This window comes from Weissella ceti, assembly GCF_018394055.1.
In the GTDB taxonomy this organism is placed as follows: domain Bacteria; phylum Bacillota; class Bacilli; order Lactobacillales; family Lactobacillaceae; genus Weissella; species Weissella ceti.
The window spans coordinates 1467859-1490936 of the sequence record NZ_CP074441.1; the positions used below are offsets into that span (position 1 = coordinate 1467859).

General features: G+C 38.7%; 23 protein-coding genes. 10 read left to right on the top strand and 13 right to left on the bottom strand.

Features of this window, described 5'->3' with window-relative positions; translation table 11 throughout:
- Positions 1–83 precede the first annotated feature (83 nt).
- A complete protein-coding gene (locus KHQ31_RS07660; protein WP_213408981.1) occupies positions 84–1151 on the top strand; it encodes a tRNA dihydrouridine synthase in 1068 nt (355 codons plus the stop codon).
- Positions 1152–1223: 72 nt separating this feature from the next.
- Here the strand turns inward: KHQ31_RS07660 and KHQ31_RS07665 are convergent, their stop codons facing one another.
- The 7 genes from KHQ31_RS07665 to KHQ31_RS07695 all read right to left on the bottom strand — a co-directional run bounded on the left by KHQ31_RS07665 (position 1224) and on the right by KHQ31_RS07695 (position 7512).
- A complete protein-coding gene (locus KHQ31_RS07665) occupies positions 1224–2018 on the bottom strand; it encodes a helix-turn-helix domain-containing protein (protein WP_264336092.1) in 795 nt (264 codons plus the stop codon).
- Between the two features lie 164 nt (positions 2019–2182).
- Entirely contained in the window at positions 2183–2623 is a 441-nt protein-coding gene (locus KHQ31_RS07670; protein WP_213408982.1) for a hypothetical protein, read from the bottom strand.
- Between the two features lie 130 nt (positions 2624–2753).
- On the bottom strand, positions 2754–3617 hold the full coding sequence (locus KHQ31_RS07675) for a YihY/virulence factor BrkB family protein (protein WP_213408983.1): 864 nt from the start codon (positions 3615–3617) through the stop codon (positions 2754–2756).
- A complete protein-coding gene (locus KHQ31_RS07680) occupies positions 3610–3822 on the bottom strand; it encodes a hypothetical protein (RefSeq protein ID WP_213408984.1) in 213 nt (70 codons plus the stop codon). Before KHQ31_RS07680 ends, KHQ31_RS07675 begins: the two co-directional genes overlap by 8 nt.
- A 14-nt stretch (positions 3823–3836) precedes the next feature.
- Positions 3837–4739, bottom strand: a complete 903-nt coding sequence (locus KHQ31_RS07685) for an alpha/beta hydrolase (RefSeq protein ID WP_213408985.1) — start codon at positions 4737–4739, stop codon at positions 3837–3839.
- A 123-nt stretch (positions 4740–4862) separates the two neighbouring features.
- Complete coding sequence (locus tag KHQ31_RS07690) at positions 4863–6209, bottom strand: amino acid permease (protein WP_213408986.1); 1347 nt, start codon at positions 6207–6209, stop codon at positions 4863–4865.
- Between the two features lie 178 nt (positions 6210–6387).
- Positions 6388–7512, bottom strand: a complete 1125-nt coding sequence (locus KHQ31_RS07695; RefSeq protein ID WP_213408987.1) for an AI-2E family transporter — start codon at positions 7510–7512, stop codon at positions 6388–6390.
- A 162-nt stretch (positions 7513–7674) separates the two neighbouring features.
- Here KHQ31_RS07695 and KHQ31_RS07700 point away from each other — a divergent pair, with 162 nt between their 5' ends.
- Positions 7675–8334 carry a hypothetical protein gene (locus KHQ31_RS07700; RefSeq protein ID WP_213408988.1) on the top strand — a complete coding sequence of 220 codons (660 nt, stop codon included), beginning with the start codon at positions 7675–7677 and terminating at the stop codon, positions 8332–8334.
- 86 nt (positions 8335–8420) lie between these two features.
- Positions 8421–8876, top strand: a complete 456-nt coding sequence (locus tag KHQ31_RS07705) for a hypothetical protein (protein ID WP_213408989.1) — start codon at positions 8421–8423, stop codon at positions 8874–8876.
- 533 nt (positions 8877–9409) lie between these two features.
- On the opposite strand, the gene KHQ31_RS07710 is transcribed toward KHQ31_RS07705, so the two are convergent.
- A complete protein-coding gene (locus tag KHQ31_RS07710; protein WP_213408990.1) occupies positions 9410–10306 on the bottom strand; it encodes a UbiA family prenyltransferase in 897 nt (298 codons plus the stop codon).
- 185 nt (positions 10307–10491) lie between these two features.
- Positions 10492–11313 carry a transporter substrate-binding domain-containing protein gene (locus KHQ31_RS07715; protein WP_213408991.1) on the bottom strand — a complete coding sequence of 274 codons (822 nt, stop codon included), beginning with the start codon at positions 11311–11313 and terminating at the stop codon, positions 10492–10494.
- A 465-nt stretch (positions 11314–11778) separates the two neighbouring features.
- On the opposite strand from KHQ31_RS07715, the gene KHQ31_RS07720 reads away from it, so the two are divergent.
- Together KHQ31_RS07720 and KHQ31_RS07725 are read left to right on the top strand one after the other, a co-directional pair.
- Positions 11779–12480: an amino acid ABC transporter permease gene (locus KHQ31_RS07720; RefSeq protein ID WP_213408992.1), complete on the top strand. Its 702-nt coding sequence runs from the start codon at positions 11779–11781 to the stop codon at positions 12478–12480.
- Position 12481: 1 nt separating this feature from the next.
- On the top strand, positions 12482–13216 hold the full coding sequence (locus KHQ31_RS07725) for an amino acid ABC transporter ATP-binding protein (protein ID WP_213408993.1): 735 nt from the start codon (positions 12482–12484) through the stop codon (positions 13214–13216).
- A 102-nt stretch (positions 13217–13318) separates the two neighbouring features.
- On the opposite strand, the gene KHQ31_RS07730 is transcribed toward KHQ31_RS07725, so the two are convergent.
- Both KHQ31_RS07730 and KHQ31_RS07735 read right to left on the bottom strand, forming a co-directional pair.
- Positions 13319–13603 carry a hypothetical protein gene (locus KHQ31_RS07730; RefSeq protein ID WP_213408994.1) on the bottom strand — a complete coding sequence of 95 codons (285 nt, stop codon included), beginning with the start codon at positions 13601–13603 and terminating at the stop codon, positions 13319–13321.
- Between the two features lie 37 nt (positions 13604–13640).
- Positions 13641–13985 (bottom strand): ArsR/SmtB family transcription factor, encoded by a 345-nt coding sequence (locus KHQ31_RS07735; protein ID WP_213408995.1) that lies wholly within the window; start codon positions 13983–13985, stop codon positions 13641–13643.
- A 138-nt stretch (positions 13986–14123) separates the two neighbouring features.
- Between KHQ31_RS07735 and KHQ31_RS07740 the strand changes: the two genes are divergently transcribed.
- Positions 14124–15992, top strand: a complete 1869-nt coding sequence (locus tag KHQ31_RS07740; protein ID WP_213408996.1) for a heavy metal translocating P-type ATPase — start codon at positions 14124–14126, stop codon at positions 15990–15992.
- Positions 15993–16092: 100 nt separating this feature from the next.
- Here KHQ31_RS07740 and KHQ31_RS07745 read toward each other — a convergent pair whose 3' ends face one another.
- Positions 16093–16692 (bottom strand): TetR/AcrR family transcriptional regulator, encoded by a 600-nt coding sequence (locus KHQ31_RS07745; RefSeq protein ID WP_213408997.1) that lies wholly within the window; start codon positions 16690–16692, stop codon positions 16093–16095.
- A 17-nt stretch (positions 16693–16709) separates the two neighbouring features.
- Complete coding sequence (gene rlmD / locus KHQ31_RS07750) at positions 16710–18167, bottom strand: 23S rRNA (uracil(1939)-C(5))-methyltransferase RlmD (RefSeq protein ID WP_213408998.1); 1458 nt, start codon at positions 18165–18167, stop codon at positions 16710–16712.
- A gap of 175 nt (positions 18168–18342) precedes the next feature.
- Here rlmD and KHQ31_RS07755 point away from each other — a divergent pair, with 175 nt between their 5' ends.
- From KHQ31_RS07755 to KHQ31_RS07770, 4 genes are all read left to right on the top strand, one after another.
- A complete protein-coding gene (locus KHQ31_RS07755) occupies positions 18343–19101 on the top strand; it encodes a biosynthetic peptidoglycan transglycosylase (RefSeq protein WP_213408999.1) in 759 nt (252 codons plus the stop codon).
- 111 nt (positions 19102–19212) lie between these two features.
- Positions 19213–20766 carry a glutamine-hydrolyzing GMP synthase gene (gene guaA, locus KHQ31_RS07760; protein ID WP_213409000.1) on the top strand — a complete coding sequence of 518 codons (1554 nt, stop codon included), beginning with the start codon at positions 19213–19215 and terminating at the stop codon, positions 20764–20766.
- Positions 20767–21275: 509 nt separating this feature from the next.
- Entirely contained in the window at positions 21276–21557 is a 282-nt protein-coding gene (locus tag KHQ31_RS07765; RefSeq protein WP_213409001.1) for a hypothetical protein, read from the top strand.
- Positions 21558–21691: 134 nt separating this feature from the next.
- Entirely contained in the window at positions 21692–22747 is a 1056-nt protein-coding gene (locus KHQ31_RS07770; protein WP_213409002.1) for an SEC10/PgrA surface exclusion domain-containing protein, read from the top strand.
- The last annotated feature ends 331 nt before the right edge of the window (positions 22748–23078 follow it).

Sequence of the window (23078 nt, forward strand, 5' to 3'; positions counted from 1 at the left end):
AAGTCTTTATATTAGTAAGTACCCCAGTTTATTGTGGAAGATCGAGCCACAAATAACGCACAGAACCCCGAAAGGAAATACGCATGGTTAAAGCAAAATCAGCTTATTGGCAAAACATTGTCGATGCAGCACAAAACCATCCTGAAGTTGAAGGTATTGAAACACTACCTTTCTTCACACTAGCGCCCATGGAAGCTGTTACAGATACAGTTTTCCGTCGAGTAGTTGCCAAGGCCGCTGCGCCTGAAGCATTCTACACAGAATTCACAAACGCGCGTAGCATGTCACACCCTAAGGCTAAGTTCACTATTCAAGGACGTCTACAATTCGTTCCTGAAGAACATTCAATTCCAATCGCCCAACTTTGGGGAGATCGTCCAATCGATTTCGATCTTGGAGTTAAGGACCTAAAGGAACGTGGATTTGAAGCCGTTGATATTAACATGGGTTGCCCAGACTCAACAGTTATTAAAAACGGTGGTGGATCAGATTTGATTCGTAACCCTGAAAAGGCAGCCGAACTAATCGCCGCAGCTAAACTTGCAGGGCTACCCGTTTCTGTTAAGACACGTCTAGGGTTCAACAAGCTAGATACATTCCGCGAATGGCTACCATTCCTATTGAAGCAAGACGTTCAAGTTTTGACAGTTCACTTACGTACACGTAAGGAAATGTCAAAGGTTCCTGCTCACTACGAATACATTGATGAAATCTTGGCAATGCGTGATGAAATCTCACCTAATACTTTGATTCAAATCAATGGAGATATTAAGAACCGTGCCCACGGTTTGGAAATCGCCAAGGAACACCCTGGTCTAGACGGTATCATGATTGGTCGTGGAGTTTTTGAAGATCCATACACATTCGAAGATACACCAGCTGAACACACACTTGAAGAATCATTGGATTTGCTACGTATGCAACTAGACTTGCACGACGAATTCGATAAGGAATTTGGTCCAACTAACTTCCAAAAGCTAAAGCGTTTCTTCAAGATTTACGTACGTGGTTTCTCATACGCTTCAGACCTACGTGTTGCTTTGATGGACACTAAGACAACTGATGACGCCCGTGAAATCTTGGCTGAATTTAATGAACAATGGCAAGCTCGTTTGGCAGCAGAATATGCGGCTGAAAACGAAGCAACCTAATTAATTATCAATTGCACAATATAAAAAGCTCAGGACAATATGTCCTGAGCTTTTTTGTACATCATGTTTCTCTTACTTTGTTTCCAATTTCTTAAGTGGTTCCATATATCCAGGAAAATCTCCTGTTCCAAAATCATGAATACGAATCCCGTCATTAAGTTCTTTACGTTCTTTCGCAGTGACATACTCATATTTGTTGGTATTTAGATAATTATAGATAAAGTCGGCATTATTCTTTTTCAATTTATCAATGGCTGCCCCAGGAACAATCATTGCTTCTTTAACGAACGTACCCTTATGATTTACCATCACGTATGGATCCTTTACACCATGATTTAATCCCGTGTACAAATTCAATTTTAACCATTCTGTTCCCATTTCATTGACTGAGAACCAGCCACTCCAACGACCATCTTCTTTTTTACTTTGCTTCAAAATTTCTTTATCGCCCGGGAATTTTGCATAACTAATTTGATATGGTAAAAATGGATTTACACGATCAATGGTATCATTTCCCTTTTCGTATCCAATATAAAATGTCGTAGCTGACCCTATCAATAGGGCGAAGATAATACCCAAGACAATGGTTAATTTCTTGTAACGTCCCTTCAATGACACTTCTTTATCAATTACTTGAGCCACATTCTTTGTCTCTTTCTTCATTTCCAACGGTCCTCCAAATAATAGTTGTTCGAAAGATACATCAAACAATTCACTGATACTTTTTAAGACATCCAGACTTGGATAGTTTTTCCCACGCTCCCAGGTTGAAACGGTTTGTCGACTTACATGTAACGCGTCTGCAACTTGTTGTTGAGTCATCCCTTTGTCTGATCGTAGTTGTTTAATATCGTGTTCAAAACTCATATCTTTCTGTTCTCACTTTATCTGAAGATTTGTCTATAATACTAGCAAGTATCGTTGGCATTTGTCACGCAAGTCCTGCTTGCATCTCCGTATTACCAGCGCTAATGTCATTTGCTAGAAAAAATAAAAAGGAGTTTGCCTGATGCAAACTCCCATTAATTTAATTACAAATCAGAAACCTTCAGTTGAATTTCATCAACATCATCTTTGTTTTCTGGCACAACTACAAATGTATCATGTCCCTTTTCTTTAACAATCACACGACCTTCTTTATCTGATGGTTTCCCATCACGCACTTCACTAATTGCGACAACATCATTTTTCAAATACTTAACATGTAAACCAGCTTCTGTGTGGTCATAGTCAACATTCTTGACATTGATATCACCCATCCAGGCTTTTCCATTTTCAAAATGAACATAGAATACAGGTTCCATCTTATTTTCAGTAGCACTTTCACCTGCCTGCATTACTGACACTTCCCATAATTTATTTGCCTCTAGCGTCTGTTGTGTTGATGTTTTCCCATTGATCATCACTACTGCAAGTACCACTATTAAAATAGCAACCGCCGCAATAATACTACCCGTTAATTTCTTTGACATAATAATTCCCTTTTATTTTTATCAATGTGTTGAATTATTTTAAATCAAAGTCATAATCTATTCAATGTCTATCTTTTGTCAGTTAGCGTGTATTTAAAAAAACAGACCTATCGCGGCCTGTTTGTTGTGATTATTCTGCTGTTTCTTCTTTGTAGAACGTGTTAATCCAAGCGATGAAAACTTGGCCTAAGACGATAATCGTTGCGACCAAATTGAAATAAATCAACAAGGCTAACAATGAACCAAGAGAACGATAAAAGTCGACATTACGCATCGCAAATTGGGCGTATAGTCCAAATCCCGCATTCAAGATACTCAATGCAATGGCCGCCATTCCAGACCCCATTGCAACTGATTGCCAACGAATTTTAACTGCTGGTAATGTGTAATTGAAAATAATTAGAATAACCCACGCTAGTAATAGCGCATAAATCCAAGTCTGTGAGGCTAACGTTTGTAGCCAACCTTCAATATGCGGTAAGTTTTTCATAATGACAGGGAATAAACTACTGAACAGACCAATCACCACAGCGGCTAGCAAGAATGCTAAGAACCATAGGAAACTGACAATACGTGTTACAAGCCCATTCTCTGTCTCTTCGAGGTCATAGATGTCATTAAAAATCTTACGAAACGTTGATAAAATACCACTCGCTGTCCACATCACAACCAATACTGATACAGACAAGACACTAACGCTTCCGTGTAGCACTGAATTAACAATCGGAATTAATGTTTCTCCAATCGCATTTGGCATCTGTTGACGAATAAAGTTATTAATATCCGTCGTGTCTAATCCAATAACCCCTAAAATAACCCCAATACTCATAATCAACGGTACTAATGCAACGATGGTATAGTATGCCACCGTTGGCGCAACCATCCCTACTTGCGCACGATCCACAAAATTCATAAATTCTGTCAGATGAATCTTATTTGAAAAATGCTCCCATTTTGATTTCACTCGTGAAACCACATTTTCTTTTTTAGCCATGTTGTGCCTTTCTGTAGTCTTGAACGTAGTTCCAATAGCTAACAACTGCAGATACCAAATCAAATCCCGGTAAGAACACAATGTATACAAAGATACTCAATGGCGTACTGGGTTGCAAAACAATCAAGAACAACGCATCAATCAATAACGAAAACATCAATTGACGTGGTGTTGCATGAAATATAGATTTTTGTAATCCAATCATCTTTTTTCCCTACCTTAATTGTTTAATTCCTTATCTAAGAAGGCCGCTTTAACCGCTGTCCATTCTGGTGTCATGTAATTAGCTGGTCCATGTACGCCACCTTCAACCAAGTGATATGGGGCATGTTCACGACCTAATACTTCACGTGCGCTGTGCATCATATTCACTGTTTGTTGATATGGCACTACTGGATCTGCTGTTCCAGCAAATCCTAGAATAGCTGGCATACCTGCCGCAAAATACGTCGCTGGATTATATGCTTTTACCAATTCAGGCACGTCCTTTGGTGCACGCTCACCAAATAATTGCCCTTGGAAAGATTCGGCTGTTCCAACTTCGGGGAATTTAGATTCAATCCCTGATTCCGCAAATTGCTTTTCAAATTGGTCAAACTCATATGGTCCATACAAAGCAATTACCGCATTGACTGTCTCTGATGCATCTGGATACAAACCGAATGACTTGTCTTCCATTGCATTAACATGTTGCGTTGCGGCAGTTGTAACGGCCAATTGCGCCCCTGAAGACTCTCCTACGAGTGCAACACGACTCATATCTAGATCATACTTAGCACCGTTAGTATGTAGAAAACGTAATGCTGCCTTCATTTCATAAATTTGTGTTGGGAACGGTGCTTGCCACAACATTGAATAGTTAGGGCTTACCACTGCATATCCATGTTCATGTAACAGCTTCAATGATGCATCCATCTTCATAGAACTTTTTTCACCACGATATAGCCCACCACCGTAAATATCCACAATAACGGGATATGGCGCTGTTCCTTCATTAGGTAAGTAAATGTCCATACCGTGGCGTTCTCCGTCCATATAAGGCACATCAAGCCACTTACGTGTAATTCCCTCTGTCTTCGCTGGAATATGTGTGTATTTTAGATCAATAAAACGTTCAGTCATGTTCTCACCCCCATATAGTCTTTTTTATATTTTAACATTTTCCATCAAAGAACCCCATTTTACTTATTTTAGGATACTAAAAAGGCCAATCGAATATTCGATTGGCCTTTGACTTTTATTTCATTAGTCTTGAACTTGACGACGACTTAGCAACGCCATTCCACCGAACCAAAGAATCGCAAGAATTGTTGTGATTCGTGTAGCTGGTGTGAATAGCAATACCAAGAAGACCATCCCCATGAAAGCAAGTGTTAGGTAATTAGAAAATGGTGCCAATGGCATCAAGAACTTCTTTTCACCGTTCTTGTAATCATCTGTCTTACGGTACTTAACGTGAGCAAATACTAGTGATGCGTAGATTCCAATAAAGGCAGCAGACGCAACAGATGTAATCACTTCAAACGCTTCTGATGGGAACAAGAAGTTAATAACAGCAGACAACCCAATCAACAATGTTGAAGCAACAATCGCGTTCATTGGTAAGTAACGTCCGTTCAAACGACCAAAACGACTGTTGTTCTTTTGTTGGCTTGTCAATGCGAACAACATACGTCCCGTTGTAAAGATAGCACTGTTCAAAGCTGAAGCTGCGGCTGTCAAAACAACGAAGTTAATAATTCCAGCTGCAGCTGAGATTCCAATTCCAGCAAAGACTTGCACGAATGGAGATTCATCAGCGTTATAGTTAGTCCATGGTTGGATACTCATAATCGCAATCAATGATCCAATATAGAAAATCAAGATTCGCATGATAATTGAGTTGATCGCCTTAGGAATGACGTGATCTGGATCCATTGATTCAGCAGCTGTCATTCCAACGAATTCAATTCCTAAGAAGGCAAAGAATACCATTTGGAAAGCTGACAACAAACCTGAACCACCATTAGCAAAGAATCCATGTTCCCATAGGTTAGATAGACTAGCCACACCAGCAGATGTTTCTGTCTGTGTTGTAATCATAATCACACCTGTCGCAATCATTGCCAAGATAGCAATAATCTTGATCATTGAGAACCAGAATTCTGTTTCTCCAAACAATCCAACGGCAAAGATATTAATCGAGAACAATACCGCCAAGAAGACAACGGCCCAAATCCATCCAGCGATGTCTGGGAACCAATACTTCATGTAGGCACTAATGGCTGTCACTTCGGCCATGGCAATCGTAATCCACCCTAGCCAATAGGTCCATCCAATGACGAATCCCGTACGCTTTCCCAAGTACTTTTCGATGAAGGCAACAAAAGTCGTCTTATCAGGATCTGTTAACAACATTTCTCCCAATGCTCGCATCATCCAGAACATAAATAGTCCAGTAATGATATAAACCAACAAAATCGCTGGACCAGCTGTGCTAATTGAGCGACCAGCACCCAAGAACAATCCAGTTCCGATGGTTCCACCAAGGGCAATCATCTCAACGTGGCGTGCGCTTAGACCTCGTTCCAACTTATTTTCTTCACTATTCATTTATGTAATACCTCTTTCAAAAATGTTTTTTTAAACAAGATTTTTTAATTAAAATCAGCACATAGTAGACTCATTATATCTTAATTACGACTTATTTTATAGTATATACACCCTTGCCTATGTGAGAAAACTTAACAAAATAAAAAGAGGTAACCGAAGTTACCTCTCATATAGACCATTATTTAGTTAAAGATTCTTCAACCTTAGATTGGCGCTCAACCTTCCATACTTGTGCCACATAGACAACAATTGTACGAATAACGGCGTATAGCGGTACCGCCAAAATCATTCCTGGAATTCCAGCAATATTTCCAGCCGCCAATAAGATAACCAAAATTGTTAGTGGATGAATACTCAATGTTGAGCCAATAATACGTGGGTACAGGATGTTACTGTCAATTTGTTGTACAACCAACACAACAATTGTAATTGACACTGCTTCCATTGGCCCTTGCATTAATCCGATGAACAATGCGGGGATGTACCCAATGTAAGGTCCAACATACGGAATCATGTTAGTAATTCCAGCAATAACTCCTAGCAACAATGCATATCGTTGACCGATAATCATGTATCCGAATGTTGTAAAGACCCCAACGAACAACATTTCTAATGCTTGTCCGCTAATGTAGTGTGACAACGTCTTATTCAAACGTCCCAATAATTCTGAAACATCATCGCTCATGCGCTTAGGCATTACACGCTGTGCAAATGGGACTAGCTTCTTACCATCTGCCAACATGTAAATTGTCATAACTGGAATCGTAATGGCTGCGATGACAACTGATGTCATTGTTCCAAGCACATTACCAAATCCGTAGGCCGTTCCCATAACAACTGTTTCACCATACTTTTCGATGGTTTGTTGCAGCTTAGTCATGTCAATTTGTTGCACGTATTCACGGAACCAAGTTTCACGGCTCAAACTCTCAAACCACTTTTGCATCTCTCCTACATATTGAGGAATACTTGCAACAATCTTTGAAATTTGTTCTGCCAGCGTCGGAATAAATGATCCTGCCGCAAAAATAATCACACCTAGGAACAATAGCATCACAATTGTAATACTGATTCCACGCGGTAATTTATACTTGCCTAAAGGAATTTTTTCAAATAATTCTACAATTGGATTCATTAGATAGTACAAAAATCCTGAAATAAGTAGTGGTACAAATACTCCACCAATGAATTGTCCAATTGGCACTAAGATAAATCCTAGTTGTGACAATACCCAAAGCAATGTCGCAATCACTAGGAACTCTAGCATCCAATAGAATGTTCGAGAATAATTTCCAGTTTTCATGTTGTTTCCCCATATTTCTTTCATAACAGTTATCGTTTATTATAGCACGAAAACATCGTTCAATTTTTTGTTTAAAAGCGCTATAAAACTTTTAAATACTCAACATGCTAATCTGCATAAAACAATATATAATTATATGTAATATGATTAAGGAGTAGTTATATGAGTATATTATCTAACATTTGGGTGAAAATCATCCTTGCTATAGGTTTAGTTGGTGGTGGTGTCGTGGGAGTCAGCGCTGTCCTAAACAACAAGTCTGCTGATACTGAATCAGCAGCAAGTAGTTCCTCATCAAAAGCTGAGTCAAAGAAGGTATCTTCAAAGCCCAAAGAAACAGCTCTAACACCTGAACAAAAGTTATTAGTATTGATGGATAATCAAAAAACACCCGTCGCAATTACAACATCAGAATTACGAAACGGTTCATATGAATCATCTGCTATGGGACCTGGTGACAAAACTGAAGCCGTAACTACGATGACCGTTACGCCTATGGATTCAACAGTTTCTGAAACTGTAATCGCCAGTGCGCCATCTAAGGGAGCACTAGCTTTCGATGTGAAGCCTAACCGTGGTGGATCTATGACAGGACTATTAATTGAATCAGATAAGTCAACCTTATTCATGGGCCAAAATTTTACTGGAATTGAATATGATCGTTTAATTCAACATAACGAATATGCCGTTTCTATGACGAATTCCGAAATGGAAAAGTACTTCAAAGATCACCAAAAAACGTTAGATGAACTTACATCAAAAATCAAAGTATCTGGTATCGATTCACCAAATACACAAACAATGCTGAGAATAGTTCTGTAAAGTCTAAGAAAGAAACTAAAACTGTTACTAATTCTAAGAACAATTCTGTTTCTGAATTATCTCTCCATGACAAGCAAGCACTTGCTTTGCTGGCATTACCTGATGATATGTATTCTAATTTTGGTAAAATCACCCCTGAAATCATTCTGTCTGGTGTATCACCCGCCACTGGAAATGTCACCAGCAATGTTAAAGAAGTTAATTTCGATGGTGTAGAACTGAAGCAAGAACGAAACAAAAATCTACTTTACCTTGCCAACGTAGACGCTCCCGATTCAATGAAGAACCCTCCTCTATTTGCTTTGGGCTTATTTATCATTGATGGTGATCAAGTAACATACAAGCTTCAAGGGGAACGTTTGTCATGGTCAAATGAAGAAGCTGATAAAATGCGTGCCCAAGGTATCACTGAATATGAAGACATGCGTGCTAAGGTCCAAGATGAAAAAGCGCAAGTCAAAGGGACTGCTAGTCTACAAAATTTGTATAATCAATACAAAGATGATCCCAAGTTTGAACAAATGAAGAACAAAGTTAAGTAATTAATACTAGCAAAAAACACCTCATAAATTATTATGAGGTGTTTTCTTTCAATCATTTTATTCTATTGTCAGCCAAACCATTGTATTAACTGACATAAACATCAACGCCATTAGATAATCTACATTATCTAAGTACCCAATTAAACCCAAACAAACATACCCTAAAATTATGACCATTGATATTGCCAAACTGAACTTGGCAACTGAACGCGCCGTAATGACTCTCATCTTTAATTATCCTCGCTAATTTCTTTAGTTCCTTAACAAGTATTTTAACGTGTTGTGCATCTAATGGTTTACATTATGTTATAAACACTTTACATTCGCTAAAAACGCTAAATAGTTTCACGTGAAACAGAAAGAGGCATGTTAGTAGGTTACTAACATGCCTCTTTCTAAGGGTTCATATTCACAACTTTGTGGATAACTTAATAAAGTTATCTAATAAGCTGTGGATAAGTCACTACTTTTCCACAGTAATCCACAAGATATACACACCTTATCCACAGAGTTATCCACAATCGTGGATAACTTTAGATGAATAACGCAATAATCAATCCCAATGAAACAGTAATTGAAAGCAAAACTGCGTTCTTGATTGAGTTAATAAATGTACGCGCCTTGTTTGGATCAGCTTGGAACGCCTTGGTATTCTTGTACACCAACGGCAATGAAATTAATCCTAACAATGCTGGCCATGGTAACACATTAAAGATTACGGCAATAATCAACGCTGCATATCCGGCTAGATAGATAATCCAGAACAGCTTCAGCGCTGTTTCTTTTCCTAAGTACCAGACCAATGTGTGTCGTTCTTCGGCAACGTCTTCATCATAATCACAGATATTATTAGCCAACATGATATTCGCAATCGCAAACCAACAAATTGCAGATGCTAGTGCAGCTTTTCCAATCATCCCTAGATCAATTAATGGTGTGACATTAATGTATGTTGCGGCTAGGAAAATCAAGAATCCCATAGTCAACCCACTAGCCAGTTCTCCGAATGGTGTACGCGAAAGTGGCAGTGGTGTCCCTGCATACCAGAACGCCACGATAAATCCAATAATTCCCATCCACAATAGTGGCCATCCAACAGTTGAAACGAGCCCTAGCCCAATAATACCGGCAAACGCTGTTAGACCTAGTAGGATAATCAATCCTGTCTTCATGCTAATTCCAGCACTACCAACAATATTGTTTTCTCCATTCTTCCAATCATCACTCACTGCATGACGGAAGTCTTGTAGATTATTCCAAACGTTAACTGCCATTTGCAAAGCAAATGCAACTAATGCGAATAAAATTGCTGGTCCAGCATTAACATGATTGTACATGGTTGCTGAGTACAAATTAGCCAAAATCAATGGTAATGCACTAGCAACTAATGATTGGATTTCAACGAATTTCAAAAAATCTTTAACTGACATTTTTTATCTTCTTTCCTTATTATTTGTTTTTAAGTATACCTTGTTGCTTGAAGAATGGGAAAGTTTCTATCGCTTGTTCTTCTTATATAAATACATCTCTTAATCATGACGACAAAAAAATGATTAGGTAATTTGTGTCATATGCACAAGCTACCTAATCATTTTTAATTTAAATATTTTTTGAATTACTTCTTATCTGGATTTTTAGTCAAATCCTTATCAAAGTACTTTTCAGATAACTTCTTCATTGTTCCGTTATCACGTAGTGCTTTTTCTGCACGATCAATTTCAGACGTTAATTCTGTCTTCTTCTTGCTCAACATTGGCGCTGCCCCCGTCAAATCAACATCCTTTGTTTCAATAGCTGTCAATTCTGTCTTCGGGTTAGACTTCTTGTAGATACTCCATGAATCATCAGAATTTAGAGTTACATCCGCTTTACCATTTTTCACTAATTCTAATGATTCGGCAAATCCTGGTGAAGCTACAATTTCAGCCCCTGCTTTCGCAGCAGCTTGTCCATAGTTAGATGAAGTTGTTTGTGCAGACTTTTTACCATCTAAGTCACTCAACTTCTTAATATCTGACCCCTTCTTAACGATTAGAATTGCTGGTGAATATAGGTAGTTTTCAGCAAATGAATAATGTTCTTCACGTGCAGGTGTTTTCCCCATATTGTTCATAACAACATCGTACTTATTAGCATCCAAACCAGCAATTAATGATTCGAACTTAGTTTCAACAAATACTGGCTTAACACCCATTTGCTTTGCAATTTCTTGTGCTAACTCAACTTCATATCCAGTTAAGTTTCCATCCTTATCCTTATAAGAGAATGGCACGTATGTTCCTTCAAGGCCGATAGTCAAGGCATTTGGATTAACCAATTCACCTTTGAATCCTGTTTCTTTGTTAGACTTTCCTCCAGCATTTAGCGCCCAAACAGCACTTCCTACCACAGCCGCAACAATAGCTAGTCCAGTCACACCACGTACAATTTTATTCATAATATATTCTCCTCGATTTTAGATCTAATTTAGTTTTTGTTCGTTGTCAAAATTAGCAACAGCAGCCCAATAAATTAGAGTCTGTACATCGATTGTGTTTATGATTTAAGATTGCCATAGCATGTCCACCTTCACTTATTTTTTTGTTAGTTTTGAAAACTTACAAAAAGTAACAAATTAAATATATCATATAACTTCCTTCTGCGAAACTGCTTAGAGTCGTATTTATACTTGATTTCAATGTACAACTTACTTATAATGAGTTGAATAAATCATTTAAAAAATGTAATTAATCAAGGGAGCCATCATGAGCCAACTAATGTCATCATTCATTATTTGTCTACACCTAGCGTAAGTTTACGTTAGGTTATTTGATGTTCCATATCAAAATCTCGTATTCAAGCGCTAACCGTCTTCTTACCGACGATTAGCGCTTTTTTGTTCCCTTTTAGAAAGGATCTAATCATGTTTGATTTTATTGCTACATATGCACCACAATTATTAGTGGCTGGATTAAAATATACAATTCCACTTGCGCTAATTTCCTTTGTTTTTGCATTGGTTATTGCATCAATTGTTGGAATCTTCCGTTCTTATACACCAAGCTTAGTAGGTTGGCGTAAGTTAGGTTGGACAATTATGCAACGACTACTTCAATTCTACGTTTGGATTTTTCGTTCTACTCCCATGCTAGTTCAACTATTTGTTGTCTTCTATGGATTACCAAAACTTGGTATTTCTTGGCTACAACCCTCTCCATGGGGTTCAGCAATCGCAGTCTTCTCATTGAATACCGGTGCGTATGCAAGTGAATCACTACGTGCCGCTATCGCTTCTGTGCCGGATACACAACGAGAAGCCGCGGAAGCTCTTGGAATGACTGATCAACAAATTTTTGGTCGTATCATTTTGCCACAAGCTGCGCGTATCTCAATTCCAACCTTAGCGAACTCATTTATCGCGTTGGTGAAGGACACTTCTCTAGCCTCAGTTGTAACGATTGTTGAAATGTTCTATCTATCTCAACAATTAGCTGCTGTTAACTTTGATCCTTTGAACATGTACCTACTGGTTGCGGCTATGTATGCCTTGTTTGTAAGTATCTTATCTATTCCGCAACGTTATCTACAACGTTGGGCAGATCGCTTTGTGAAGGGAGCCAACTAATATGTTAGAACTACAACACGTTAATAAGACATACACAGAGCATCAAGCATTACGTGATATTAATGTTACTTTTAATCCTAATGAAACAACCGTTATCGTTGGGCCTTCGGGCTCTGGAAAGTCTACGCTTCTGCGTTCTTTGAACTTATTGGAACGTCCAGATACTGGTTTGTATACCATTGATGATAAGCAAATCGATTTCTCTGAACCATTAGATACAGAAACAAAACTATGGGTACGCCGTCAAACTGGCATGGTTTTCCAACAACCACGTATGTTTGATCACTTAACTATTCTAGGTAATATTACCGAAGCACCTGTACAAGTATTGAAGCAAAAGCAAAAAGATGCTGAAGCTGAAGCACGTCAATTACTTGAACAAGTCGGTCTAGCTGATACAGCCAATCGTTATCCATACCAACTATCTGGTGGACAAACACAACGTATTGCTATTGCGCGCGCCTTAGCAATGCATCCCAAGTATTTATTGCTAGACGAACCAACATCCGCTTTAGATCCTGAAATGGAAGCCCGTATCCTACGTATCTTGAAGCAAATGTCTGATGAAAATCAATCAATGATTCTTGTCACTCATAATATGAAGTTTGCTCAAATGGCTGCTGATCGCATCCTCTTCCTAGAAGATGGTTCAATTACATTTGACGGCACACCTGAAACATTTTTTAATCATCCAACCGAACGTATTCAACGTTTCTTGAATGCCTTTGAAATCTAATTGTTCCACGTGGAACACAAAAAAACGACCTGATTAATTTCAGGTCGTTTTTTGTATTAATTATTGTTTCATTCTCTACTATGAGTAATGATAATACTTACTTTAATTTCCAAACCAGATAGGAAACATTGCTGCAGACATCCCCGCCCCGTGGCGAATGTTCTGTGTCTCTTTAATCATTAAACGAATTTTCGCGACATTATCTGGGGCTTGGAAATGGTTATTCCATTGATATTGCCCTAAGGCAAAATTTAAGCGCTCTAAAGCGCCATGAATATCTGTGTCTTTTTCTTGATAAAAGGTAATAAATAGTTGCGCAATTTCCGGATATTTTTCAGTATCCAACGTTAATGCTGTCTCTTGAATAAGTCCTAATAAATCATCCATATGCGTCTCCTTTATTTATTTTTCTTTTATCATCCCCTTAGGCTTGATGACAATTTTCATCAGATCCTTCATGAATATGTTGATTGTGTTCTAAGGCTTCATTCAGGATATCTAAAATATGGCTGTCATTTAGAGAATATGAGACAGTCTTCCCTACTTGACTCGTTGAAATCAGGTGGCCTTTACGAAGCAAGATCAATTGGTGTGATACAGCCGATTGTTCTAATCCTAAACGTTCAACAATTTCACTAACGTTCATCGTACGTTGTTCTAACATGTAGATAATTTGTAAACGCATTGGATGGCTTAGTAACTTAAATATATCCCGAATCCCTGTTACATCCGATTCAGATAGCTTGTTTACAGGACTTAATTCTGTCATTGCTTTTTCCTCTCGTGTTAATTCATTTGTATATTTTATCATAGTTTGAAAAAACAAATGATCTTGTGCCTTGTATTTTACACCTCATATGATAAACTTGTCATATGAAAAAGATTTCATACGAAAGGATATTATATTATGAAGAATTTACACTTAGACGCCGAGAACAAGCGTCGTGCCATCTTATTGGTGGCTGCCATATTACTAACCGTCTGTGCGTACATGATGCCATTGAACGTCGTTAGCATTGTGATTTTCCTAGTTGCCTACATACTTGCCGGTGGAGGCGTTGTTCTAAAAGCCGTCCGTCATATTTTTGAAGGTGATTTTTTCGATGAAAACACACTAATGAGTATCGCAACAATCGGTGCCTTAATTCTAGGAGACTTCCCTGAAGCGATTGCCGTGATGTTGTTCTTCTCTGTAGGAGAAATCATTGAAGATGCTGCTGTTGATCGTTCAAAGCGTTCAATTACCGAATTGTTGTCTGTGAAACCAGAATTTGCTAATCTTCAAACAATTAACGGATTTAAAGAAGTTAATCCAGAAACCGTTAAAATTGGTGATTTCATTCAAATCAAGCCAGGCGAAAAGGTTCCCTTAGACGGTGTCGTGGTTGATGGTACATCAACGCTAAATACTGCGGCTTTAACGGGTGAATCTATGCCCCAAACGGTTACAACTGGTGATGAAGTATTGAGTGGTTCAATTAATGATAATGGGACATTATTGTTAGAGGTTACAAAGGTCTTCGCCGACTCAACAGTTGCCAAGATTTTAGACCTTGTTGAAAACGCAAATGAAAAGAAAACTGATACAGAAAAATTCATTACCAAGTTTTCACACATCTACACACCAATCGTTGTTGGTGCTGCTCTACTTCTTGCCATTATTCCACCACTTGTATTTGGGGCTGAATGGTCAGTTTGGACGTCACGCGCACTAGTATTCTTAGTTATTTCATGTCCCTGTGCTTTGGTTCTATCAGTGCCCTTGGCTTTCTTTGCTGGTCTTGGTGCCACATCACAACATGGTGTATTAATTAAGGGAAGTAACTATTTAGAGGCTTTAAATAACGTTGATACTGTTGTTTTTGACAAGACAGGAACCTTGACTGAAGGTCGTTTCACGGTTCGTGATATCGTTCCTGAAAATGGAATTTCACGCGAAGAATTGCTTGCCTATACTGCTGCCGTAGAACAAACATCAACACATCCAATTGCTCGTTCAATCGTTCAAAGTTTTGAGGATAATCTAGCCGATTACACAGTTTCAAATACAATTGAAACTGCTGGCCATGGAATTGGCGCTACTGTTAATGGACGTAATGTCATTGTCGGTAACAACAAGGCATTAGCTACAATTGGATTGCCCGAACAAGCACTAGATAACGCCGGAACAACTGTTTTCGTAGCGGTTGATAACGTTTATTGGGGACATATCGTGATTGCTGATCAGCCTAAGGCAGACGCTAAGGGAGCAATTGATTCTCTGCATGCACAAGGTATCAAGAAGACGGTTATGCTAACTGGTGATAACCACACCATCGGGACAACCGTTGCTGATGCATTAGGGTTAGACGACGTGAAAACAAATCTATTGCCTGGCGATAAGGTTGATGAAATCCAATTACTACAAGATCAAGAAACTGCTAATCATATGGTTGCATTCGTCGGTGATGGTATCAACGACACCCCTGTTTTAATGCAAGCTGATGTTGGAATTGCCATGGGTGGCTTAGGTTCTGATGCCGCGATTGAAGCTGCTGACCTAGTGATCATGGATGATAAGCCCTCTCGTATCGCAACAGTGATTAAGATTGCACGTAAGACACGTCAAATTGTTGTGCAAAATATCGTCTTTGCTTTGGGAATTAAAACATTATTCCTAGTACTTGGTGCCTTTGGAATCATTGGAATGTGGGAAGCCGTCTTTGCTGATGTTGGCGTAACTGTTCTAGCTGTGTTAAATGCAATGCGTATCCTACGTGCAAAGTACGAGGATTAGCCCTCTATCACGCGCTAACGTGTATTTCTACAATAAGTAATATAATTATCCACTAACAAAGAAAAAGCCCTGTAGCGACGCTACAGGGCTTTTTAAATTGCTATAAATTCTTGTTCTTCTCAATGGCACTTTCAATCACACCATCTTGCGTTAAAATCGGTTGAATTTCGATCCACGTTGATTCGAACAATGTCTTAAATAAGGCATCTTCCCAACTACTTGCAAAATATGGATGGAAAAACGGCAAAAAAGTTTGCAGAATCAACAATCCTCGTTGTTGTCGGAAAGTATCCCAGGCCATCATAAGCTCCACACCCTCAGCGAATGCTTGCATACGTGGGTTGACTATCGTTTCTTGTTTACGTAGCTTTGCTTCGTATAAACGAGCCATCGCCGGTTTATCTAAAAATCCGTTTACGCGATTTTCAGCCAGTTGCCACAGCCAATCATGTAATTTGATTAGTCGTTCTTCTGGTGCCGCACGTTGGGCCAGTTCAAGTACTGGTGCATCAATACGATCAATCCAATTTTGTAGCGCTGCATCATACAATTCTTCTTTATTCGAAAAATGCTTATACAAAGCAGGCGCTGTAATGTTCAAACGACGCGCAATCTCAGCAAGCCGAGCTTGATCGAAGCCTTTTTCCGCTAATACCACTTGGGCAACACGAAATATTTGTTCATTACTAACTTTAGTCATTAGGATAACTCCTTATCTTATTGACGCAATGAGAACTTAACAATTCCTTCCCAACGAGCTGTTTGTGGGAACATGTCAATTGATTGGATGTATTCAACATCATAAATCATGCTCAATTCAACCAAGTCACGCGCCAAAGTTGAAGCGTTACATGAAACGTATACGAATTTTTCAGGCTTAGTTTGCATAATTGTCTTACGCAATGGTGATCCCAATCCTGTACGTGGCGGGTCAACAACCATGGCGTCCGCAATCCAGCCTTCTTCTTGCCATTCAGGAATGATGTATTCTGCTTCACCAACTTCATACTTAACGTTTTCTAGCCCGTTATCTGCCGCATTTTCGTTCGCGTCTTCAACCGCTTCGTAGATTGTGTCCATTCCACGAACTTCTCCAGCCTTATCAGCCAAAGTAATTCCGATTGTTCCAACACCTGAGTACGCGTCAATTAGCTTGTCCGCATGCTTCAAATCCAAGGCGTCGATAACTTCCTTGTACAAACGCTCTGTTTGTAGCGGATTCATTTGCAAAAAGGCACGTGGTGACAACTTGAAAGTCTTGCCGTTGATTGTTTCTGTGATGTAATCCTTACCCCAGACCCAATCAGTTTCGTCTCCCCAAACCAATGAAGTCTTACCTGGGTTAACGTTTTGGTGTACAGAAACAACTTCTGGCAACTTTGCTTCAATCGCATCCAAGAAAGCATCTTGCTTAGGGAATTCATGTCCGTTCGTTACGATTGTAACTTGAACTTCACCTGTTGATTGAGAAGCACGTGCAACCAAAGTCTTGATACTTCCAACGTTCTTCTTTTCATTGTAAACAGACATATCTAGTTCTTCGATAATGTCACGCAATGTACGAATAACCTTCAATGTTAGTGGGTTTTGTGTTGAAATTTCTGGCAAGTCCACAAGTTCGTGTGAATTTGGACGGTACATTCCAACTGCCAACTTCCCCTTCACTTCACGGATAGGGAATTGTGCCTTGTTACGGTAACCAACTGGATTTTCCATACCAATAGTAGGCAAAATCTTGTAACTTGTGTAGTTACGTGGTTGGTACTTTTCAAGCGCTTGACGGATAACATCTTGCTTAAATTCTAGTTGCTTGTCGTAAGCCAAGTGCGCTAATTCAACACCACCAATTGATTGGTCATCCTTAGGTTCAACACGGTCAAGTGACTTTTGCTTGAACTTACGAATTTCTGCTTGAATGTACTTAGGTGTCACTTCAGTAACACGCACATCTACGACTTCACCAGGCAAAGCTCCAGGAATAAATGTGATTTTACGCTTGTAAGATCCAATTCCTTCACCATTAATTCCTAGTCGCTTAACTGTGATTAATAGCTTGTCTCCCACTTCAACCTTAACGTCGTTGGGGTTTGGCTTAACATTTGGACGCTTCTTACGCGGTCCAAACGGCTTGTTATTATTTGATTTAAAATTATTACGCTTATATTGTTCTGCCATTTCGTTCTACAAAAGCCTTTCTTTCTACCACTGTTTCTCAGCGGCTGATTGGTTCATTCTACCATGCTCAACTTAAAAATGTTTGCATTTTACCTAAAACTGGTCTGCGACTTATTGCAATTACAAGGACCGTGTCTTACATTAGTGACATACTCAGACATAAGAGGCACATACCATGGTAAAAAAACAAACTAAGAAACGTTCAAAAACAATTTTAAAGACAATTGGTACACTTTTCATCATGCTTTTAATCGCCACAATTGGTTTTGTTGGCTACACAGTGAGCCAAGCACCCACTATTACTGAAAACCAATTACGTGCACTGCCAACCGAAACCGGTGAACAAGACTATATTAAAGCTAATCAAATTCCAAAAATGTATCAACAAGCTGTCATTTCAACCGAAGATGCCACCTTTCCGACAAATAACGGACTAAACAAAAGCGGCATCAAAGCTCTAATTACATCTAACATCTCAGCATTATTTGGTAAAGGAACCCCACGTGGTGGTTCATCCATTACACAACAATTAGTAAAACTAACCGCATTCTCTACGGATGTATCTGATCAAACGATCACGCGAAAAATCCAAGAAATGTACTTAGCACTGAAGCTAACACGTGAATATTCAAAAGCACAAATCTTTGAATTTTACGTCAATAAACTGTATGAAGGTCATAATGCATATGGTGCTCAAACCATTGCCAATTTCTATTATGGTAAGTCATTAACTGATTTAACATTGTCACAACAAGCCATCATTGCTGGGATTGGACAAAGTCCAGCTAATTTTGATCTCTATGCTAACCCCGAACTTGTTGCAGATCGTCGTGATATTGTTCTACTTTCTATGTTGAATAATGGTACTATTTCCAAAAGTATGTATCGCGAAGCAACAGAAACTGCTGTCACTGAAGGCTTGATAAAACGCTAGACCCGCGCCCCTGCTCACTTTAAGTAATTATGGGAAAACTCTAATGTAGAAACGGTTGATTATTGCTAGTTCTCACGTATAATGTTAAACAATATTTAAAAGGAGATCACTATGGCGAACCTACAACAACATGATAGTATTTTGGTTCTGGACTTCGGTTCACAATACAACCAATTGATTTCTCGTCGTGTCCGTGAATTAGGAGTTTACTCAGAACTTCGTTCACACAAACTGACAGCGGCAGAAATTAAAGAAATCAACCCAAAGGGAATTATTTTCTCTGGTGGCCCTAACTCTGTATATGAAGAAGGTGCCTTCACCATTGATCCCGAAATTTTTGAACTAGGACTTCCAATCCTAGGTGTTTGTTACGGTATGCAATTGATGGCTCACATGTTACCTGGTGGAGAAGTTGTCCCTGCTGACAGCTCATCAGAATACGGTGAAACAGAAGTTGATATTGTCGACGCTGACACATTACTATTTGCTGGTACACCTGAACGTCAAACTGTTTTGATGTCACACGGTGACGTTATCAAGAGCATTCCTGAAGGATTTACTGCATCTGCTACTTCAGTAAACACACCTTTTGCTGCGATGGAAAACCGCGAACGTAACCTTTACGGTGTTCAATTCCACCCAGAAACAGAAGCTAGTGAATACGGTATGCAATTGCTAGAAAACTTTGTTACTAAGGCTGTTAAGGCTGAACGTAACTGGTCAATGGAAGACTTCATCAACGAACAAATCGAAGAAATTCGTGAAACTGTTGGTGACAAGAAGGTCTTGCTTGGTCTTTCTGGTGGTGTTGACTCATCAGTTGTTGGTGTTCTTTTGCAACGTGCAATCGGAGACCAATTGACTTGTATCTTCGTAGACCACGGTCTATTGCGTAAGAATGAAGCAGCTGAAGTTATGGAACTACTTGGTGGTAAGTTCGGATTGAACATCATCAAGGTAGATGCACAAGAACGTTTCCTAAACATGCTTGCTGGTGTTTCTGATCCAGAAACAAAGCGTAAGTTGATCGGTAACGAATTCGTTGCTGTCTTTGATGAAGAAGCAACAAAGTTGAACGGAATTGACTTCTTGGCGCAAGGAACTTTGTACACTGACGTTATCGAATCAGGAACAGAAACTGCGCAAACAATCAAGTCACACCACAACGTTGGTGGACTACCTGAAGACATGCAATTCAAGTTGATCGAACCTTTGAACACATTGTTCAAGGACGAAGTTCGTGCCTTGGGTGAAAAGATGGGTATGCCTCACAATGTTGTTTGGCGTCAACCATTCCCAGGTCCTGGACTTGGAATCCGTGTTCTTGGTGATATCACAGAAGATAAGCTAGAAATCGTCCGCGAATCAGATGCTATCTTGCGTGAAGAAATCGCTAAGAACGGTCTAGACGGAGATGTATGGCAATACTTCACAGTTCTAACTGGCGTTCGTTCAGTTGGAGTTATGGGAGATATCCGTACTTACGACTACACAATCGCTGTTCGTGCCATCACATCAGTTGATGGAATGACTGCTGACTTTGCTAAGCTACCTTGGGACGTTCTTGAAGAAATCTCACGTCGTATCGTTAATGAAGTTTCAAACATTAACCGCGTAGTCTACGACATCACAGCTAAGCCACCTGCAACTGTTGAATGGGAATAATCGTTCTCATCACTGAGTTAAACATTTGCAGTTCTAACTCGACACAAGTCTGGACTAATCATTAGTCTTTACCTCTGTCGCCAAAAACCGTCTGCCAACAAATCGGCAGACGGTTTTTGTTTTGTTTTTTTTACAAAAATAAACATCTCCTAGTTTTAAATTCCACGTTAAACAGCTGAACCTTTTTGCTATTCGGCCCTTAATCCCCCCTCGTTTGTTTTCAAAAAACAAACTATGATAAAAACTTCACAATAACAAACACCTTTATACCAACGTTTTAATCAAGCATCGAACTTTTTTTCTGTATTTTCAACGTTTTTAAAAAATTTCGATATTGAGTTACTATTTGTCAGTATTTATAATTAGCTTTGTTAAGGGAAGTTACATATATCATCGTATTCTACTATTTGACTATCACTTTAAAATCACCTCTTTAGCATGAAAATTATCATTTTTTGCTGACCAAAGAGTTAGTTTAGAGAATACCTTGTACTCTGGGAGGAGCAAATATGCGTATTATTGTAAAAGCAATGGCTGTGGGGGCTCTTGCATTGGGAATGTCTGGTGGATTTGTTTCATTTGATTCAGTAAATGTGGTAGAGACCGCTACAGCATCAACTGTTAATTCTGGAAACACTAAACAGAATTCAAAAAAGAAAAAAAACACGACTAAGAAGAAAGCAGTAGTCAAAAAAAGACTGTCTCTAAAAAGAAAAACGTTACTAAGAAAAAAACAACTGTCAAAAAAAAGGCTGTCTCTAAAAAGAAAAACGTTACTAAGAAAAAAGTAACTGTCAAAAAAAAGGCTGTCTCTAAAAACAAAAACATCACTGTTAAAAAGAAGGTTGTAAAGAAAAAAGCTCTAACAAATCACGATATTAAAAAGATCAAAGCAGATAACGTTACTCGTATTAACACTGCCAACATGATCAAAGTACGTAAAGATAATGATGCCAAAGCAATCAAAAAGAACGATGCAACATTGAAAAAGCTCTATGAAAAAAAGAAAAAAGAGCAACAAAATATTGCATCATTGAGTCGTGCAGTGGCTGTTAAAACACCAAGAGTCCACGTGGCCACGCCAAATACAGATTCTAATAATCCTGCTAAAGCATATACGGGTAATCATCTAATTACCCGCCATGAAAATTTACCTACCAAAATCGTGAATCCAAAAGTACCACGATCAAAGCAAAATAACGCAACGACATTTGCCTACTATGGTTACCAAAAAACATCTGCTGATAAAACCAACAAGATTAATGGCAAATTAACAGAAAATCAACAAAAAGAAATCAGCAATTACGCACTAACATTAGTTAATTCATATTTAAAAGACCAAGGATTAGCTCCTGTTAGACGTTCAAATTCTATGGACACTAACATGAAAAAACTCATTAATCGTCGTGAAAAAGCCAAAATTGGGTTTAATCATACTGACTGGGGTTTCGCTGAAAAAACATTTACTAAAAAAACTGGACTAGATTATTCTGGTGAGAATTTAGGCGGTATTCTAGCTAATGATTCAACTACCCTGTTAGAACTTAAAGTTGGTGTCTTAAATTCAATTACCACAATGATTTACCAAGATGGATATGCCAAATGGGGACATCGTGAATTATTCAAGAAGTCTGCTGGAAAATATGTCAGTGCTGGTATCGAACAAAACCGAGGACACTATTCAAATTGGTTTAGATACATGTTTGTTTTTGGACTAGCACATCAACGAGGGAATGTTAAAGTACAACCAGCTGCAATCTCTTTTGCCTCAACATATCGCAAGCACCTTGCTCCTAGTAAAGAAACAGCAAATTTAAATGCCGCCAAGAAACGTTTAGCTGATATTGATCGTCAGATTAATTCTCGTAATAATGTCCTTGATCGGAATATGAAGAAACAATTAGCTGCTCATCGAGCAGAATTTAATAAATCAAAGTCTGCAGCTGATAAAATCATGATTGCAAAACTGAACAAAGTTTAGCCATTTTGAGTATCAAAAATGATTGATAAAAAAGCCACGAACAGTTGTTCGTGGCTTTTTTATCTTCGATATTTAATTTAAAATCATGTTTCACGTGAAACCCTCCAATCATTTTCCAGTATTAGCTACTTTGCGTATATTTAGAGATGGTTTGTCATTAATCTTTCATATAAGCCTGTTTAAGCATCGTTTCATCGATTTTCACTCTTTGCTTAGGCAAAAGAATGTTCAACCAATTTAATGCCTTAGAGGTAAGTATATGGCAATTCTCAGCTAATTCATTTTGAAACATGTTTGAGGTAGTCAATTACCGCCCCTCTTAATCATGTTT

Coding starts and splice junctions, on each gene's coding strand:
- KHQ31_RS07700 (WP_213408988.1), top strand. CDS start 7,675: ATGAGTATATTATCTAACATTTGGGTGAAAATCATCCTTGCTATAGGT.
- KHQ31_RS07685 (WP_213408985.1), bottom strand. CDS start 4,739: ATGACTGAACGTTTTATTGATCTAAAATACACACATATTCCAGCGAAG.
- KHQ31_RS07730 (WP_213408994.1), bottom strand. CDS start 13,603: ATGGATGATTTATTAGGACTTATTCAAGAGACAGCATTAACGTTGGAT.
- KHQ31_RS07675 (WP_213408983.1), bottom strand. CDS start 3,617: ATGGCTAAAAAAGAAAATGTGGTTTCACGAGTGAAATCAAAATGGGAG.
- rlmD (WP_213408998.1), bottom strand. CDS start 18,167: ATGGCAGAACAATATAAGCGTAATAATTTTAAATCAAATAATAACAAG.
- KHQ31_RS07735 (WP_213408995.1), bottom strand. CDS start 13,985: ATGACAGAATTAAGTCCTGTAAACAAGCTATCTGAATCGGATGTAACA.
- KHQ31_RS07680 (WP_213408984.1), bottom strand. CDS start 3,822: ATGATTGGATTACAAAAATCTATATTTCATGCAACACCACGTCAATTG.
- KHQ31_RS07725 (WP_213408993.1), top strand. CDS start 12,482: ATGTTAGAACTACAACACGTTAATAAGACATACACAGAGCATCAAGCA.
- KHQ31_RS07745 (WP_213408997.1), bottom strand. CDS start 16,692: ATGACTAAAGTTAGTAATGAACAAATATTTCGTGTTGCCCAAGTGGTA.
- guaA (WP_213409000.1), top strand. CDS start 19,213: ATGGCGAACCTACAACAACATGATAGTATTTTGGTTCTGGACTTCGGT.
- KHQ31_RS07710 (WP_213408990.1), bottom strand. CDS start 10,306: ATGTCAGTTAAAGATTTTTTGAAATTCGTTGAAATCCAATCATTAGTT.
- KHQ31_RS07740 (WP_213408996.1), top strand. CDS start 14,124: ATGAAGAATTTACACTTAGACGCCGAGAACAAGCGTCGTGCCATCTTA.
- KHQ31_RS07720 (WP_213408992.1), top strand. CDS start 11,779: ATGTTTGATTTTATTGCTACATATGCACCACAATTATTAGTGGCTGGA.
- KHQ31_RS07670 (WP_213408982.1), bottom strand. CDS start 2,623: ATGTCAAAGAAATTAACGGGTAGTATTATTGCGGCGGTTGCTATTTTA.
- KHQ31_RS07770 (WP_213409002.1), top strand. CDS start 21,692: ATGATCAAAGTACGTAAAGATAATGATGCCAAAGCAATCAAAAAGAAC.
- KHQ31_RS07660 (WP_213408981.1), top strand. CDS start 84: ATGGTTAAAGCAAAATCAGCTTATTGGCAAAACATTGTCGATGCAGCA.
- KHQ31_RS07665 (WP_264336092.1), bottom strand. CDS start 2,018: ATGAGTTTTGAACACGATATTAAACAACTACGATCAGACAAAGGGATG.
- KHQ31_RS07690 (WP_213408986.1), bottom strand. CDS start 6,209: ATGAATAGTGAAGAAAATAAGTTGGAACGAGGTCTAAGCGCACGCCAC.
- KHQ31_RS07765 (WP_213409001.1), top strand. CDS start 21,276: ATGCGTATTATTGTAAAAGCAATGGCTGTGGGGGCTCTTGCATTGGGA.
- KHQ31_RS07755 (WP_213408999.1), top strand. CDS start 18,343: ATGGTAAAAAAACAAACTAAGAAACGTTCAAAAACAATTTTAAAGACA.
- KHQ31_RS07715 (WP_213408991.1), bottom strand. CDS start 11,313: ATGAATAAAATTGTACGTGGTGTGACTGGACTAGCTATTGTTGCGGCT.
- KHQ31_RS07695 (WP_213408987.1), bottom strand. CDS start 7,512: ATGAAAACTGGAAATTATTCTCGAACATTCTATTGGATGCTAGAGTTC.